11 protein-coding genes and 1 tRNA gene are annotated in these 15,809 nt (G+C 71.7%); 9 read left to right on the top strand and 3 right to left on the bottom strand.

Going from position 1 to position 15,809, the window contains the following annotated elements; genetic code table 11:
* Nucleotides 1–29: 29 nt before the first annotated feature.
* From BIU91_RS08960 to BIU91_RS08950, 3 genes are all read right to left on the bottom strand, one after another.
* On the bottom strand, nucleotides 30–737 hold the full coding sequence (locus BIU91_RS08960) for a DedA family protein (protein WP_027464603.1): 708 nt from the start codon (nucleotides 735–737) through the stop codon (nucleotides 30–32).
* A 144-nt stretch (nucleotides 738–881) separates the two neighbouring features.
* Nucleotides 882–962 (bottom strand) — tRNA-Leu (locus tag BIU91_RS08955).
* 192 nt (nucleotides 963–1,154) lie between these two features.
* The gene (locus BIU91_RS08950) at nucleotides 1,155–2,462 is read right to left on the bottom strand and encodes an MFS transporter (RefSeq protein ID WP_071405133.1); all 1,308 of its coding nucleotides are present in this window, start codon (nucleotides 2,460–2,462) and stop codon (nucleotides 1,155–1,157) included.
* 56 nt (nucleotides 2,463–2,518) lie between these two features.
* Between BIU91_RS08950 and mnmA the strand changes: the two genes are divergently transcribed.
* From mnmA to BIU91_RS08905, 9 genes are all read left to right on the top strand, one after another.
* Nucleotides 2,519–3,625: a tRNA 2-thiouridine(34) synthase MnmA gene (gene mnmA, locus BIU91_RS08945; protein WP_031259645.1), complete on the top strand. Its 1,107-nt coding sequence runs from the start codon at nucleotides 2,519–2,521 to the stop codon at nucleotides 3,623–3,625.
* A gap of 66 nt (nucleotides 3,626–3,691) precedes the next feature.
* On the top strand, nucleotides 3,692–6,022 hold the full coding sequence (ligA, locus tag BIU91_RS08940) for an NAD-dependent DNA ligase LigA (protein WP_071405132.1): 2,331 nt from the start codon (nucleotides 3,692–3,694) through the stop codon (nucleotides 6,020–6,022).
* A gap of 193 nt (nucleotides 6,023–6,215) precedes the next feature.
* Entirely contained in the window at nucleotides 6,216–7,646 is a 1,431-nt protein-coding gene (locus BIU91_RS08935) for an alpha/beta hydrolase (RefSeq protein WP_071405131.1), read from the top strand.
* Between the two features lie 246 nt (nucleotides 7,647–7,892).
* A complete protein-coding gene (locus tag BIU91_RS08930; RefSeq protein WP_253183713.1) occupies nucleotides 7,893–10,232 on the top strand; it encodes a transglycosylase domain-containing protein in 2,340 nt (779 codons plus the stop codon).
* A gap of 138 nt (nucleotides 10,233–10,370) precedes the next feature.
* The gene (gene gatC / locus BIU91_RS08925; protein WP_017887005.1) at nucleotides 10,371–10,670 is read left to right on the top strand and encodes an Asp-tRNA(Asn)/Glu-tRNA(Gln) amidotransferase subunit GatC; all 300 of its coding nucleotides are present in this window, start codon (nucleotides 10,371–10,373) and stop codon (nucleotides 10,668–10,670) included.
* An 11-nt stretch (nucleotides 10,671–10,681) separates the two neighbouring features.
* Complete coding sequence (gatA, locus tag BIU91_RS08920; protein ID WP_027464607.1) at nucleotides 10,682–12,229, top strand: Asp-tRNA(Asn)/Glu-tRNA(Gln) amidotransferase subunit GatA; 1,548 nt, start codon at nucleotides 10,682–10,684, stop codon at nucleotides 12,227–12,229.
* A complete protein-coding gene (gatB, locus tag BIU91_RS08915; protein ID WP_035807593.1) occupies nucleotides 12,229–13,734 on the top strand; it encodes an Asp-tRNA(Asn)/Glu-tRNA(Gln) amidotransferase subunit GatB in 1,506 nt (501 codons plus the stop codon). The genes gatA and gatB overlap by 1 nt, the downstream gene beginning before the upstream one ends.
* Before the next feature lie 108 nt (nucleotides 13,735–13,842).
* Nucleotides 13,843–15,018 (top strand): 3-oxoacyl-[acyl-carrier-protein] synthase III C-terminal domain-containing protein, encoded by a 1,176-nt coding sequence (locus tag BIU91_RS08910; RefSeq protein ID WP_071405130.1) that lies wholly within the window; start codon nucleotides 13,843–13,845, stop codon nucleotides 15,016–15,018.
* Nucleotides 15,015–15,737, top strand: coding sequence for a methyltransferase domain-containing protein (locus BIU91_RS08905; RefSeq protein WP_084740945.1), 723 nt, complete (start codon nucleotides 15,015–15,017; stop codon nucleotides 15,735–15,737). Before BIU91_RS08910 ends, BIU91_RS08905 begins: the two co-directional genes overlap by 4 nt.
* Nucleotides 15,738–15,809: the final 72 nt, after the last annotated feature.

Below are 15,809 nucleotides of genomic sequence, written 5' to 3'. Positions count from 1 at the left end.
GTCCGGGGCGACTTCGGTTGCGCAGGGTTCTAGAGCGTCGGGTCGACCGTCGGGGCCGTGGTGGCCTCGGCCTCGTTCGTGTGCTTCGCCTTGCGGGCGTTGCGCAGGTAGGTCAGCGCCATCGGCACGACGGTCACGACGACCGCGGCGAGCAGGATGATGTCGATGTACTCGCGGACGATGTGCGCCACGAACGGGATGTGCCCGATGAAGTACCCGAGGAACGTTACGCCGACGCCCCAGACCACGGCGCCGATCGCGTTGTAGAGCGAGTACTTCTTGTAGTCCATCCGGCCGACGCCCGCGGCGATCGGGGCGAAGGTGCGGACGACCGGCACGAAGCGCGCCAGGATCACGGCGAGCGGGCCGAAGCGGTGGAAGAACGCGTTGGTGCGCTCGACGTTCGCCTTCGAGAAGAGCCCGCTGTCCTTCCGCTCGAAGATCGGGGGCCCGGCCTTCTTGCCGATGTAGTACCCGAGCTCGCCGCCGAGGAACGCGGCGGCGCCGATCATCAGCGCCGCGACCCAGATCGGGATGCCGCCGATCTCGCCACCGCGGTCGAAGGCGAACAGGCCGGTGATGACCAGCAGGCTGTCGCCCGGGAAGATGAAGCCGATGAGCAGACCGGTCTCGGCGAACACGATCGCGCAGACCACGAGCACGGCGATGGCCCCGAAGTGGTCGAGGATGTACTGCGGATCGAGCCACGGGATCAGGGCGAGTGCGACGGAGTGCATGGTTCTTCCGGTCGTGGAGCGGGAGTCACGGGGAGGACTCCCGCGGGATGAGGGTACCGCCCGGAAGTGACCGGGCCATCCCTCGCAGGGTTGACCTGCACGAGGCGTGCGGATGACCGCAACGGTGCGCCAGGACGGACTCGGTGCGGAAGGAGGGACTCGAACCCTCACGCCTGGGGCACAGGAACCTAAATCCTGCGTGTCTACCGATTCCACCACTCCCGCGAGCAGCGGCAGTCTACCGAGCGCGGGGTGCGGGGCGGACGTGCGCCGGGCCTCCAGGCCGTGGGACGCACCGTGCGCGGTCCGCGACTCGGTGCGAGCTCGGCGGCTGGGTGCGGCGCTGTGGGTGTGCACGGTGCGGTCAACCGCGCACGGAGCGGAGGAGCGCGCACGGTGCGCCAGCGCGGCAGCGCGTCAGCGCAGCGGGCGCGGCAGGTACCGGGGCACGTACCGGAGCAGGATGCCCGCGCCGACCAGGCCGAGCACGCCCATCACCCCGCTCGCGACGGCGATGGACGCGACGGCGGTCACGCCGGAGATGAGGAGCGGTGCGGCCGCCGACCCGAAGTCGCCGGTGAACCGCCACGCCCCCAGGAACGGTGCCGGGGCGTCGCGCGGGGCGAGGTCCGCGCCCAGCGTCATGAGGATGCCGGAACCGACCCCGTTCGCCAGGGACATGCCCATCGCGATCGCGACGAACCAGCCGACCCGGGCGTCCAGGTGGCCGCTCCAGGCGAGCAGGAAGTAGCTGATGCTCAGGCCGAGCATGCAGGGCAGGGCGCTCGCCAGCCGTCCCCACCGGTCCATGATCTGCCCGCTCGTGTAGAACAGCGCGAAGTCGACGGCTCCGGCGATGCCGATCACGAGGGCCGCGGTCGAGTCGTCGAGACCGACGCTCACCGCCCAGAGCGGCAGGATCACCTGCCGTCCGGCGCGCATCGCACCGATCAGGCCGGCGCCGCTGCCGAGCCGCAGCAGGACCGCCGCGTTCGCGCGGATGGTGCGGAAGAGGCCCTGCGCCTCCTGCTGGACGAACTGCGCGCCGGTGTCGGCGGGCGGTTCGGTCGCGTGGTCGCTCGCGTCCGTCGCGTGGTCGGCCGACGGCCGGGAGGCCCGTGGCGGCAACCGCAGGCCGCGTGTGCCCGTCGCGGGGTCGCGCAGCACCAGGAGCACGGTCGCGGCCGCCAGGCAGCAGACGACGTGGATCCAGAAGGCACTGCTGGTGGTGCCGGTCAGGTGGATGACGCCGGCGGCGATGAACGGGCCGACGAAGTAGCCGAAGCGGAAGACGCCGCCGAGGCTCGACAGCGCCCGGGCCCGGATCCGCAGGGGGATCGCGGTGGTCATGTAGGCGTGCCGGGCGAGGGCGAACACCGCGGTGGAGACGCCGACCAGGAACACCCCGAGCGCCAGGACCCAGGCGTTCGCGGCCGTCGTGGCGACCACGAGCCCGACCACCGACACCAGCGCGGCGCCGATCATGGCGTTCCGCTCGCCGATGCGGGCGACGACGATGCCGGACGGGACGTCGCCGATGAGCTCCCCGACCAGGATGAGCGAGGCGACGAAGCCCGCGAACGCCAGGCTGGCACCGAGCGAGTCGGCCGCGATCGGGATGATCGGGATGATCGCGCCCTCGCCGATCGCGAAGAGCGCAGCGGGCAGGAACCCGGACAGCAGGACGGACCGGAAGTCGAATGAGTCGTTCCCCGTCGTGGCCATCGCCCGACCAACGGTACGCCAGCGGTACCGCTTCGTCGGCGGGTTACCCTGGACGCATGCGTGTTCTTGCGGCGATGAGCGGTGGTGTCGACTCGGCGGTGGCCGCAGCCCGGGCGGTCGACGCCGGCCACGACGTGGTGGGTGTGCACCTGGCCCTGAGCCGGATGCCCGGCACCCTGCGCACCGGCAGCCGCGGGTGCTGCACCATCGAGGACTCGATGGACGCCCAGCGCGCCGCGTCGGCCCTCGGGATCCCGTACTACGTGTGGGACTTCTCGGCCCGGTTCAAGGAGGACGTCGTCGACGACTTCGTGGCCGAGTACCAGGCCGGCCGCACCCCGAACCCCTGCATGCGCTGCAACGAGCGGATCAAGTTCGCGGCGCTGCTCGAGAAGGCACTCGCCCTGGGGTTCGACGCCGTCGCGACCGGGCACTACGCCTCGATCGTCACCGGTCCGGACGGCTCCCGCGAGCTGCACCGGTCGGCCGCGTGGGCGAAGGACCAGTCGTACGTGCTCGGGGTCCTGACCGCCGAGCAGCTGCAGCACGCGATGTTCCCGCTCGGAGCCACCCCGTCGAAGGACGAGGTCCGGGCAGAGGCCGCCGAGCGCGGGCTGACGGTCGCCCAGAAGCCGGACTCCTACGACATCTGCTTCATCCCGGACGGCGACACCCGCGGCTGGCTGGCGGACCGCGTCGGCACCGCCCCCGGCGAGGTCGTCGAGCGCGACGGCACGGTCGTCGGCTCGCACGAGGGCGCCACCGGCTACACCGTCGGACAGCGCCGCGGCCTGGCCCTCGGTCGCCCGGCACCGGACGGCAAGCCCCGGTTCGTGCTCGAGATCCGCCCGAAGGACAACACCGTCGTCGTCGGCCCGAAGGAGGCCCTCGCCGTCACCTCGATGTCCGGCTCGCGGTTCACCTGGGCGGGCACGGCCCCGGCCGACCCCGCGACGCCGTTCGCCTGCGACGTGCAGATCCGCGCGCACGCCGACCCGGTGCCCGCGACGGCCCGCGTGCAGGACGACGTGCTCGTGATCGACGTCGACGAGCCGCTGCACGGGGTCGCTCCCGGGCAGACGGCCGTGGTCTACGTCGGCACGCGGGTGCTCGGCCAGTGCACGATCGACACCACGGTCAGCGCCGTCCCCGTCGACGCCTGACCCCGCCGCTCCCGGGGCACACGCTCGCTGCACGCCGCGTCGGTGGTGCACGGTAGAACTGATGCCATGAGCGAGACCGACGCGACGTTCGAGACCATCGACCCCGACGGCCTCGACGCCGCCCAGGCCGCGCGCGAGGTCGACCGGTTGCGCGCCCGCGTCAACGAACTGCGCCACGACTACTACGAGGGCAACGCCTCGCCCCTGTCGGACGCCGACTACGACGCCCTGGTGCACCGCCTCGACGCGATCGAACGGCGGTTCCCGGAACTCCTGACGCCCGACAGCCCGACGCAGACCGTGGGTGGGCAGGCGCAGACGACGCAGTTCGCGCCGGTCGAGCACGCCGAGCGCATGCTCTCGCTCGACAACGTGTTCAGCCCCGACGAGCTCACCGAGTGGGCCCTCAAGGTGCAGCGCGACGCCGGCGCCGAGCGAGTGCGGTTCCTGACCGAGCTGAAGATCGACGGCCTGGCGATCAACCTGCGGTACGAGCACGGTCGGCTCGTCTCCGCCGCCACCCGCGGTGACGGTGTGGTCGGCGAGGACGTCACCGGCAACGTCCGCACGATGGGCACGATCCCGGACCGCCTGTCCGGCACCGGTCACCCGCCCCTGGTCGAGGTCCGGGGCGAGATCTTCTTCCCGGTCGCCGAGTTCGACGAGCTCAACGCCAACCAGCGCGAGGCTGGGGAGCGCGTGTTCGCCAACCCGCGCAACGCTGCCGCCGGGTCCCTCCGCCAGAAGGAAGAGGGCAAGTCCGAGGCGAAGCGGGCACTGATGGTCGACCGGCTGCGGCGTCTGCGGATGCTCGTGCACGGCATCGGCGCGTGGCCCGTCCGTGAACTCGAGCAGGGCACCGACGTCCGCAGCCAGTCCGAGGTGTACGAGCTGCTGCAGACCTGGGGCCTGCCGACGAGCAGCCACTACCGGGTGTTCGACACCATCGACGAGGTCAACGGCTTCGTCCGGACCACGGGGGAGCGCCGCTCGTCGGTCGAGCACCAGATCGACGGCGTCGTCGTGAAGGTCGACGACCTGGCCCTGCACGAGGAACTCGGGTCGACGTCGCGGGCGCCGCGGTGGGCGATCGCGTACAAGTACCCGCCGGAAGAAGTGCACACGACGCTCACCGACATCGTGGTCAGCGTCGGCCGCACCGGCCGTGCCACCCCGTTCGCGGTGATGGCCCCGGCCGAGGTCGCCGGGTCCGTCGTCCGCCAGGCCACGCTGCACAACCAGCAGGTCGTCAAGGCGAAGGGCGTGCTGATCGGCGACACGGTCGTGCTGCGGAAGGCCGGCGACGTGATCCCCGAGGTGCTCGGTCCGGTGGTCGAGCTCCGTGACGGTTCCGAGCGCGAGTTCGTGATGCCGACGAACTGCCCCGAGTGCGGCACCGAGCTCGCCCCCGCGAAGGAAGGCGACATCGACCTGCGCTGTCCGAACGCGAAGAGCTGCCCGGCGCAGGTGCGCGGTCGGGTCGAGCACATCGCCTCGCGCGGGTCGCTCGACATCGAGGGGCTCGGCGAGGTCGCGGCCGCGGCGCTCACGCAGCCCCTCCGCCCGGAGACCCCGCCGCTCGTCACCGAGGCCGGCCTGTTCGACCTGACGATGCAGGACATCGTCCCGATCGAGGTCATCGTCCGCGACGCCGAGACCGGCATGGAGAAGGTCGACGACGACGGCACCCCGAAGCGCGTCACGCCGTTCAGTCGGGCGCGCAAGAAGACCGACCCGCCGTTCGACCCCGAGGCGCGGGGCGCCGACTACACCGGTGAGCCGAGCCGCTACCCGTCGAAGAACGCGTTCGAGATGCTCGCGAACATCGACGCGGCGAAGACGAAGCCCCTGTGGCGGATCCTGGTCGGCCTGAGCATCCGCCACGTCGGACCCGTCGCCGCCCGGGCCCTGGCGAACCACTTCGGGTCCCTCGACGCGATCCGGTCGGCATCGCGCGAGGACCTCGCCGCCGTCGACGGGGTCGGCGGGATCATCGCCGACGCCCTGCTCGCCTGGTTCGACGTCGACTGGCACCGCGAGATCATCGACCGCTGGACCACGGCCGGCGTGCAGTTCACCACCCCGGGCCACCCCGGCCCGGGCAGCGCCGACGTCGAGGGCGGCGTGCTGAGCGGCGTCACCGTCGTCGCGACCGGGTCACTCGAGGGCTACACGCGCGAAGGTGCACAGGAGGCGATCATCACCGCCGGTGGCAAGGCGGCCTCGAGCGTGAGCAAGAAGACCGACTTCGTGGCGGCCGGTCCGGGTGCCGGTTCGAAGCTCACGAAGGCCGAGCAGCTGGGCGTCCGGATCATCGACGCCGAGCAGTTCCACCTGCTCGTGACCGAGGGGCCCGCGGCGCTCGCCGAACCGGAAGCGCCCACGACCGAGGACTGAGGACTGAGGACCGACCGGGGCGCGCAGCACGCCCGGTCGCATCCGCTGAGCGCGGCGCGCCGTCGAACGCGCCCAGTTCGGGGGACAAGTTGCATCGCGCATGGATGATCCGCGGACATCTCCATAGACTCGACCGAGCATCACCCGTCGTCTGCAGGGGGACGTCGGGACGGCCTTCCCGGGGGAGACCCGAATGCTGCTCATCGCTGCGGCTCTGCTCACCGCCTCGGTGCACTCGCTCGGAGTGATCGAGGCCCCAGGCATGCCCCCGGCGCACCAGGTCACGGTCGCCAGCACCGCCACGACCCGCATCGTCCCGGTCGACGACGTGCTCTCGTCGGCGTCCGTGTCGGCGTCGGCATCGGCATCCGTGTCGGCTCCCGTGGCGACGCCGGTGGCGGCAGCGGCGTCCTCCACGGCCGCGGTGGGGGTCGACGACCTCGCCGCCGCGCACGGACGCGCCTTCGTGGACGACCTCGGTGCACTCGGCGCCGCCGACCTGCGGAGCGCCGCCACCGACCGTCGTGTCGTGGCGACGGTGCAGGACGACCCGCCGCCCGCGCAGACCGTCGCGCAGTGGTGGTCGCACCTGCCCGTCGACGAGCAGGACCGACTCCTCGCGCACGCGCCCGCCCTGGTCGGGAACCTCGAGGGCGTGCCGTACGCCGTCCGTGACGAGGCCAACCGCGCGACGCTGACCTCCGGCCTCGCCGACGCCGATCTCGGTGCAGCCCGGGCCGCGATGCTCGGGCAGGTCCGGGACTCCCTGGTGCAGCAAGCCGGCGACCCGCGGCGCTTCCTGGTGGCGCTCGACACCCGGGGGTCCGGGCGTGCGGCGATCAGCATCGGCGACCTCGACACCGCGGCCGACGTCACCGTCGTGGTGCCGGGCATGTTCTTCACGGTCACCGGGCAGATGACCGACTTCACGAACACCGCCAACGACCTGTCCCGCGAGCAGGCCACCCTGGCGCCGCTCGCCGCCACGGGCAACGGGTCGGGAGCCGCCGTCGTCGCGTGGATGGGGTACCGGACGCCGGACCTGTCCAACATCCTGTCGCTCGGGCTCGCACGGACCGGGGCGGAGCGGCTCGAACGCACCGTCGCGGGACTGCGTGTGATCCGCGCCGGCGACCAACCGCGCGTGAACATCGTCGCGCACTCGTACGGGTCGACCACGGCGATGACGGCCCTGGCGTCCGGCCGGATGACCGCCGACACCCTGACCGTGCTCGGATCGCCGGGCAGCGACGTCCGGACGGCGGACGACCTCGCCGTCGCCACCGGGCAGGTCTTCGTCGGCGGTGCGCACAGCGATCCCATCGCGGGCTCCGGGTACTTCGGCACCGACCCGGGCGGGGCGTCGTTCGGGTCGACCGTGCTCGACCTCGCCGGGGGCGCCGATGCGCTGTCCGCCGGTGACGTGTTCCGCCGCCCCGTGGGCCACAACGACTACCTCAAGCCGGGCACGGCATCGCTGCACGACGTCGCCCTGATCGGCATCGGACGCGGCGACCTGGTGCGCGAGCAGGTCCGACGCGGCAAGTCGGGTGGTGACGGCATCGTCGGCGCCTCACCGGACATGTACCTCGTGCGCCCGCAGGACCTGCAGCCCCGTGACTGACCGGCCGTGCCCGACCGCGCCCTGAGCGACCGGGCGGACCCCGGGTCGTGGCGACGCGGTGGACGTGACCCGATCGTGACCGGCGGCCGACGTGGCGGAGCCGATGCGGGCCTCCCGGCCGGATCGGTGCGCCCGCGCGGATCGCGACCCGTCCTCGGAACGGGCTGGGTGGCAACCTGAACGCGACCGCAGCCTGCACTCGTTCCAGGGCAGAACCAGTACAGCCCTGCTGCCTACGGTGCCGTCATGCGTGTGGTGCGATGGCCTGGTGCTCTCCTGATGTTCGTGGTGATGTCCGTGCTCGCCGGCATGCTCGTCGCCGTCGCGGTGACCCCGGCGGTCGCCGTCGCTGGTGAGGGGACCTCCGGGGCGGTCTCGTTCTTCGAGGACCTGCCGACCTACCTCGACGTGCAGACCCCGCAGCAGGTGTCGTCCGTGTACGCGGAGCAGGGCGGGAAGCAGGTCAAGATCGCCTCGTTCTACGCCGAGAACCGCACGAACGTGACGGCCGACCAGATGGCGGACTCGCTCAAGCAGGCTGCGATCGACACCGAGGACCCGCGCTACTACGACGAGGGCGGCATCGACGTGCTCGGGACGCTCCGCGGGGTCGCCGCGACCGTGGTCGGCGGGGACGTGCAGGGCGGCTCGAGCATCACGCAGCAGTACGTCAAGAACGTCCTGGTGCAGCAGTGCGAGGAGCTCACGGGCAAGGACCAGGCCGCCACCGAGAAGAAGGTCGAAGCCTGTTACGAGGACGCGGCCGGCGTCACGCCGCAGCGCAAGCTGCAGGAGATGCGGTACGCCATCGCGGTGAACAAGAAGTACTCGAAGGACGAGATCCTGACCGGGTACCTCAACATCGTCGGGCTCGGCGGGCGGGTCTACGGGGCCGAGGCCGGGGCCGAGTACTACTTCGGCGTGCACGCGAAGGACCTGTCGCTCGTGCAGTCGGCCACGCTCGTCGCGATCCTCAACAACCCGTCGAACCTGCGCATCGACGTGCCGAGCGACAAGGACAACGGCAAGGCCAACGGGTACGAGCTGACGAAGGAGCGCCGCGACTACGTGCTCCGCCGGATGCAGGCGCACGGGTCGATCACGAAGGCACAGATGACGAAGGCGATCGCGACGCCGGTCACGCCGAAGATCACCGAGACCGCCAACGGGTGCTCGACCGCCGCGACGCACTACGACGCCGGGTACTTCTGCGACTACGTCCGCGACCAGGTGCTGCAGGACCCCGCGTTCGGCAAGACCGCGGCGGCACGCATCGCCACACTCGACACCAAGGGCCTGCAGATCCACACCTCGCTCGACCTCGACCTGCAGGGCCAGGCACAGTCCGCCCTGTCCACCTACGTGCCGGCCACGATGGCCGGCGTCGACGTCGGCGGCTCGAACGTCACCGTGGAGCCCGGCACCGGCCGGATCATGTCGATGGTCCAGAACACCACCTACACGCAGGGGGACAACGCCGCAGCCGGCGCCACGGCGGTGAACTACAGCGCCGACTCCGGGTACGGCAACTCGGGCGGGTTCCAGACCGGCTCGACCTACAAGGTGTTCACCCTGGCGGAGTGGCTCGCCAGCGGGCACACCCTGTCCGACTCGGTCACCACCTCGGAGCACCAGTTCGCGAACGCCGAGTTCACCAACAGCTGCCAGAACGTCGCGGGGGGCACCTGGAACGTCGCCAACGCCGAGAGCGTGCCGTCGTCGATGTCGGTCGAGGCGGCGACGGTCGAGTCGATCAACACCGCCTACGCCCAGATGGGCAAGCAGCTCGACCTGTGCAAGATCGCCCAGCTCGCGCAGTCGATGGGCATCCACCGCGCCGACGGCGGTGACCTGACGCAGACGCCGTCCTCGATCCTCGGCGTGAACGAGCTGTCGCCGATCGACCTGGCCGAGGCCTACGCGGGCTTCGCCAACGGCGGCATCGTGTGCACGCCCACCGCGATCGACTCGGTGACCGAGGCGGACGGCACGAAGATCACCCCGACGCCGTCGTCCTGCACGCAGGGCGTCTCCGCCGACGTCGCGGGCACGGTCGACTACGCGCTGCAGGGCGTGCTGTCCGGTTCGGGCACCGCCGCGAGCGCGAACCCCGGGGACAGCGTGGCGAAGTTCGCGAAGACCGGCACCACCGACGGCGACGTGCAGAACTGGCTGGTCGCGTCGTCGACGAAGTACACGAACGCCACCTGGGTCGGCAACGTGCAGGGGAGCGTGAGCCTGGCGAACTGGCCGTTCCTGCAGGGCACCACCGGGTACAGCGCGAAGTTCGGGGTCGGGAAGTCGATGATGGCGTACCTCGACCAGACCGTCGGCGGGGGAGCGCTGCCGGCGCCGAACCAGGCGATGATCGGGCAGGCGAGCAAGTCGTCTTCTTCGTCGTCTTCTTCGTCGTCTTCTTCGTCGTCGTCGGGGTCCTCGTCCGGGCAGGGGACGGCGCAGGACGACCAGACGACGCCGACGGCTGCTCCGGCTGCTCCGGCTGCACCCGCTGCCCCGGCTGCGCCGGCGCCCGCCGCGACGGTGGCCCCGGCGGCACCGGCTGCGGGGGACCAGAACGGGAAGTGACCCGCTGACGCCCTGGAGGCCCGGTGCCGGTCCCACGGACCGGCACCGGGCCTCCAGGGCGTTGTCCACAGCCGCGCCTGCGCGCCCGACGCAGCCAATAGACTGTGGGGCATTCCACGAACCGATCGACGGAGCACCATGCCTGACATCACGAGCGAGCAGGTCGCACACCTGGCGAACCTCGCACGTATCGCACTCACGCCCGACGAGATCGAGAAGCTGACCGGGGAGCTGTCGCACATCGTCGAGAGCGTCGCCAAGGTCGCCGAGGTCGCGACCGACGACGTCCCGGCGACGAGCCACCCCGTGCCGCTCGGCAACGTCACCCGACCCGACGTGGTCGGCACGACGCTGACGCAGGAGCAGGCGCTCTCCGGGGCGCCCGACTCCGACGGCGAACGGTTCCGCGTGACCGCCATCCTCGGCGAAGAACAGTAGGGCGAAGAACAGTGACTGACGACATCACGAAGCTGAGCGCCGCGGCGCTCGCCGACGCCCTCGTGGCGCGCGACGTCTCGAGCGTCGAGGCCACCCAGGCCCACCTCGACCGGATCGCCGCCGTCGACGGCGACGTGCACGCGTTCCTGCACGTCAACCAGAACGCCCTGGCAGTGGCGAAGTCGATCGACTCCCGCCGTGCCGCGGGCGACGACCTCGGGCCGCTCGCCGGTGTGCCGATCGCCGTCAAGGACGTCCTGTGCACGCAGGACATGCCCACGACCGCCGGGTCCAGGATCCTCGAGGGCTGGGTGCCGCCGTACGACGCCACCCCCGTCGCGAAGCTCCGCGCCGCCGGCCTCGTGCCGCTCGGCAAGACCAACATGGACGAGTTCGCGATGGGCTCGACCACCGAGTTCTCGGCCTACGGGCCGACTCGCAACCCGTGGGACCTCGACCGGATCCCCGGCGGGTCCGGCGGTGGCTCGGCTGCTGCGGTCGCCGCGCACGAAGCCCCGTTCGCCCTCGGTTCGGACACGGGTGGCTCCATCCGCCAGCCGGGTGCGGTGACGGGCACGGTCGGTGTGAAGCCGACCTACGGCGGGGTGAGCCGCTACGGTGCCATCGCCCTGGCGTCCAGCCTCGACCAGATCGGTCCGGTGTCCCGCACCGTCCTCGACGCCGCGCTCCTGCACGACGTCATCGGCGGGCACGACCCGAAGGACTCCACGTCCATCCCGGACGCCTGGCCCTCGATGGCCGCGGCCGCACGCGAAGGGCTGCAGGCGGACACGCTCCGCGGCCTGCGCGTCGGCGTGGTGAAGGAACTGGCCGGGGGCGACGGGTTCCAGGCCGGTGTCACCCAGCGCTTCCAGGAGACGGTGGCGCTGCTCGAGTCGGCCGGTGCGGTCGTCGTCGAGATCGACGCCCCGTCGTTCGCGTACGCGATCAGCGCGTACTACCTGATCCTCCCGGCCGAGGCGTCGTCGAACCTCGCCAAGTTCGACTCGGTGCGCTTCGGCCTCCGGGTCACGCCCGAGAACGGTGCCACCGTCGAGGACGTCATGGCCGCCACGCGTGAAGCCGGCTTCGGGCCCGAGGTCAAGCGGCGCATCATCCTCGGCACCTACGCCCTGAGCGCCGGCTACTACGACGCCTACTACGGCTCGGCGCAGAAGGTCCGCACGCTCGTGCAGCGGGACTTCCAGGCCGCCTTCGAGCAGGTCGACCTGCTCGTCAGCCCGTCGGCGCCGACGACCGCGTTCCCGATCGGTGAGCGCATCGACGACCCGCTGGCGATGTACCTCAACGACCTCACGACGATCCCGGCGAACCTCGCCGGCGTCCCCGGCATGAGCATCCCGAACGGCCTCGCGCCCGAGGACGGCCTGCCCGTCGGTGTGCAGCTGATGGCGCCCCAGCGTGAGGACGCCCGGCTGTACCGCTACGGTGCCGCTCTCGAGCGTCTGCTCGAACAGCAGTGGGGCGCGCCGCTCATCGCGTCCGTCCCGGACCTCGACCAGAGTCAGCAGTCCGCTGCGCAGGAAGGTGTGATCTGATGGCGCAGAAGGACGCGCTGATGGACTTCGACGAGGCGCTCGAGCGCTACGAACCGGTGCTCGGCTTCGAGGTCCACGTCGAACTCGCGACGAAGACCAAGATGTTCTCGGACGCCCCGAACTTCTTCGGCGGCGAGCCCAACACGAACGTCACCCCGGTCGACCTCGGGCTGCCCGGGTCGCTGCCGGTCGTGAACGCGCAGGCCGTGCGGTACTCGATCCAGCTCGGGCTCGCGCTCGGCTGCTCGATCGCCGAGTCCTCGCGGTTCGCCCGGAAGAACTACTTCTACCCGGACAACCCGAAGAACTACCAGGTCTCGCAGTACGACGAGCCCATCGCCTACGAGGGCGAGGTCGAGGTCGAGCTCGCCGACGGGACGATCTACAACATCCCGATCGAGCGCGCCCACATGGAAGAGGACGCCGGCAAGCTGACGCACGTCGGTGGTGCCACCGGCCGCATCCAGGGCGCCGAGTACTCGCTCGTCGACTACAACCGCGCCGGTGTGCCCCTGGTCGAGATCGTCACGAAGCCGATCTTCGGCGCTGAGCACCGTGCCCCCGAGCTCGGAGCCGCCTACGTGCAGGTCATCCGCGACCTCGTCCGGGCGCTCGGTGTCTCCGAAGCCCGCATGGAGCGCGGCAACCTGCGGTGCGACGCGAACATCTCGCTGCGCCCCCGCGGGCAGGAGAAGCTCGGCACCCGCACCGAGACCAAGAACGTCAACTCGTTCCGCGCCGTCGAGCGTGCGATCCGCTACGAGATCCAGCGTCAGGCCGCGATCCTCGCCGCCGGTGGCACGATCACGCAGGAGACCCGCCACTGGCACGAGGACACCGGCCGCACCTCGGCCGGTCGTCCGAAGTCGGACGCCGACGACTACCGGTACTTCCCGGAGCCCGACCTGCTGCCCGTCGTGCCGGACCCGGCCGTCATCGCGGAGCTCCGTGCCTCGCTGCCCGAGGCTCCGGTCGCACGTCGCCGTCGCCTGAAGGGTGACTGGGGCTTCGCCGACCTGGAGTTCCAGGACGTCGTCAACGGCGGCCTGCTCGACGAGGTCGAGGGCACCGTCGCCGCGGGCGCCGCACCACAGGCCGCCCGCAAGTGGTGGACCGGTGAGATCAGCCGCGTCGCCAACGCGCAGGACGCCGCTCCCGGTGACCTGGTGTCGCCGAAGCACGTCGCCGAGGTCATCGCGCTCGTCGAGTCCGGCGACCTGACCGACCGTCTGGCACGCCAGGTGCTCGAGGGCGTCATCGCGGGCGAGGGTTCGCCGGCGCAGGTCGTCGAGGCCCGTGGGCTCAAGGTCGTCTCGGACGACTCCGCTCTGACCGCCGCGGTCGACGAAGCACTCGCGGCGCAGCCCGACGTGCTGGCGAAGATCCAGGACGGCAAGGTCCAGGCGGCCGGCGCGATCATCGGTGCGGTCATGAAGGCCATGAAGGGCCAGGCCGACGCCGCACGCGTGCGGGAACTCGTGCTGGAGCGCGCACAGCAGTCGTAGGCAGTCCCACCACGGAGGGCACGGCACCGGTCGGTGCCGTGCCCTCCGTGCGTCCCGTCGCCGTGCGCATCCTGGGGACGCGTCAGCGATCCGGTGACAGGATGAGTCGTGTCCGCAACGATCCGCGCCATCGGAACCGCCGCCCCCGAGACGACCCTCGACCAGCCCCGGGTGCGTGACCTGTTCTCCGCCCAACCCGACCTCGGGCGGCTCGGCAAACGGCTCGTCCCCGCCGCGTTCGACGGGTCGGCGGTCGAGCAGCGGCACACCGTCCTCGAGGAACTCGACTCCGCACGTGCCGGTGGGGCCTTCCGTGACGACGACGGCACCCTGCGCTCGCCGTCCACCGGCTCACGCAACGACCGGTACCGCGAACTCGCACCGCCGCTGTTCGTCGCCGCCGCCCGCGACGCCGTGGAACGTGCCGGCATCGCGCCGGAGGCCGTCACGCACCTGGTGACCGTGTCGTGCACCGGGTTCACCCAGCCTGGGCCAGACATCGACGTCGTCGAGCAGCTCGGGCTCCCCGGGGGCGTCTTCCGGCACCACATCGGCTTCATGGGCTGCTGCGCCGCGTTCCCCGCGCTCCGGATCGCCGCGGCGTTCGTCGACCAGGACCCGGACGCCGTCGTGCTCGTCGTCTGCGGCGAACTCTGCACCCTGCACGTCCGCGCCTCGAACGACCCCGACCAGATCGTCGCGAACAGCGTCTTCGGCGACGGTGCGGCCGCCGCGGTCGTCGCCCGGGACGGAGCCGGTCTGCGCTTCGACGACTTCACGACGGCCGTGGTGCCCGAAGGGGCGTCCGAGATGGCGTGGAACATCGGGGACGAGGGCTTCGAGATGGTCCTGTCCACCGCCGTGCCGAAGCTCGTCGGCCTGCACGTCCCGAGCGCCGTGCAACCGCTGCTCGCCGGCGGGCCGGCGTCGGACGTGCCGGTGTGGGCGGTGCACCCGGGCGGCCGGGCCATCCTCGACCGCACGCAGGAGTCGCTCGGCCTGCCCGACAGTGCCATGGAGTCGAGCCGGCGGGTGCTGCGGGAACACGGGAACATGTCGAGCGCCACCGTGCTCTTCGTGCTGCGGGACGCCGTCGACGCCGGCCTCGAGGACGGCAGCGCCGTCGTCGCGCTCGCCTTCGGCCCCGGCCTCACCGTCGAGAGCGCACGGCTCACCGCGGTGCGGACCGAGGCGTCGCCCGCGGCAGAATCCGCGGCGTCGCCCGCGGCGGAGCCCGCTGTCTCGCCCGCCCGCGTGCCCGTCGCGACCACGGGCGCGGCGTGAGCCGTCAGGGCGGCGGCACCACGGGCCTCCCGGCCGTCGACCTGCGCACCCGCGCGCTCGACCTGACCGAACTGATGGACGACCCGGACTGCGACCCGCGTGCGCTCGCGCGCACCTTCCGGCGCTTCGCCGTCGTGAACGCGCTCGTGAGCGGCTGGCGCGCGGCCTGGCGGTCCCACGTCGTGCCGGCCCTGCCCGCCAGCGGCCGTGGCCGGGTGCTCGACCTGGGGTGCGGCGGCGGCGACCTGGCCCGCTCGCTGGTGCGGTGGGCGGCGAGCGACGGATTCGACATCGAGGTCGTCGGGGTCGACCCGGACGAACGTGCCATCGCTGCAGCACGGCGGTCGTCCCCGACCGGTGTGACGTTCCGGCAGCAGTCGAGCGGTGACCTCGTCGCGGCGGGTGAGCGGTTCGACGTCGTCGTGTCGAACCACGTGCTGCACCACCTGGGCGACGAGGAACGGCGGGGGTTCCTGGCCGACTCCGAACTGCTCGCGAGCGGGCGCAGCCTGCACTCCGACATCCGTCGGTCGCCGGCGGCCTACCGGGCGTACGCGCTGGCGTCACCGCTCGTGGCGGCGGGGACGTTCATCCGGGTCGACGGCCTGCGGTCGATCCGACGGAGCTTCACCGTGCCCGAACTCCGCGACGTGCTGCCCGGCGGGTGGCGGGCCGAGGCGGCTGCGCCGCACCGGGTGCTGGCGATCCGCGACGCGTGAGCGGGCGGGCCGCCGGTTGTCGACGCGACCAGACGACGGACGGGAGGCCCGTGGCGACGCCGCCACGGGCCT

The organism is Curtobacterium sp. MMLR14_002 (assembly GCF_001864975.1).
Classification (GTDB): Bacteria; Actinomycetota; Actinomycetes; order Actinomycetales; family Microbacteriaceae; genus Curtobacterium; species Curtobacterium flaccumfaciens.
Note: the sequence above shows the minus strand (reverse complement) of the source record. Positions and strands in the feature narration are given on the sequence as shown.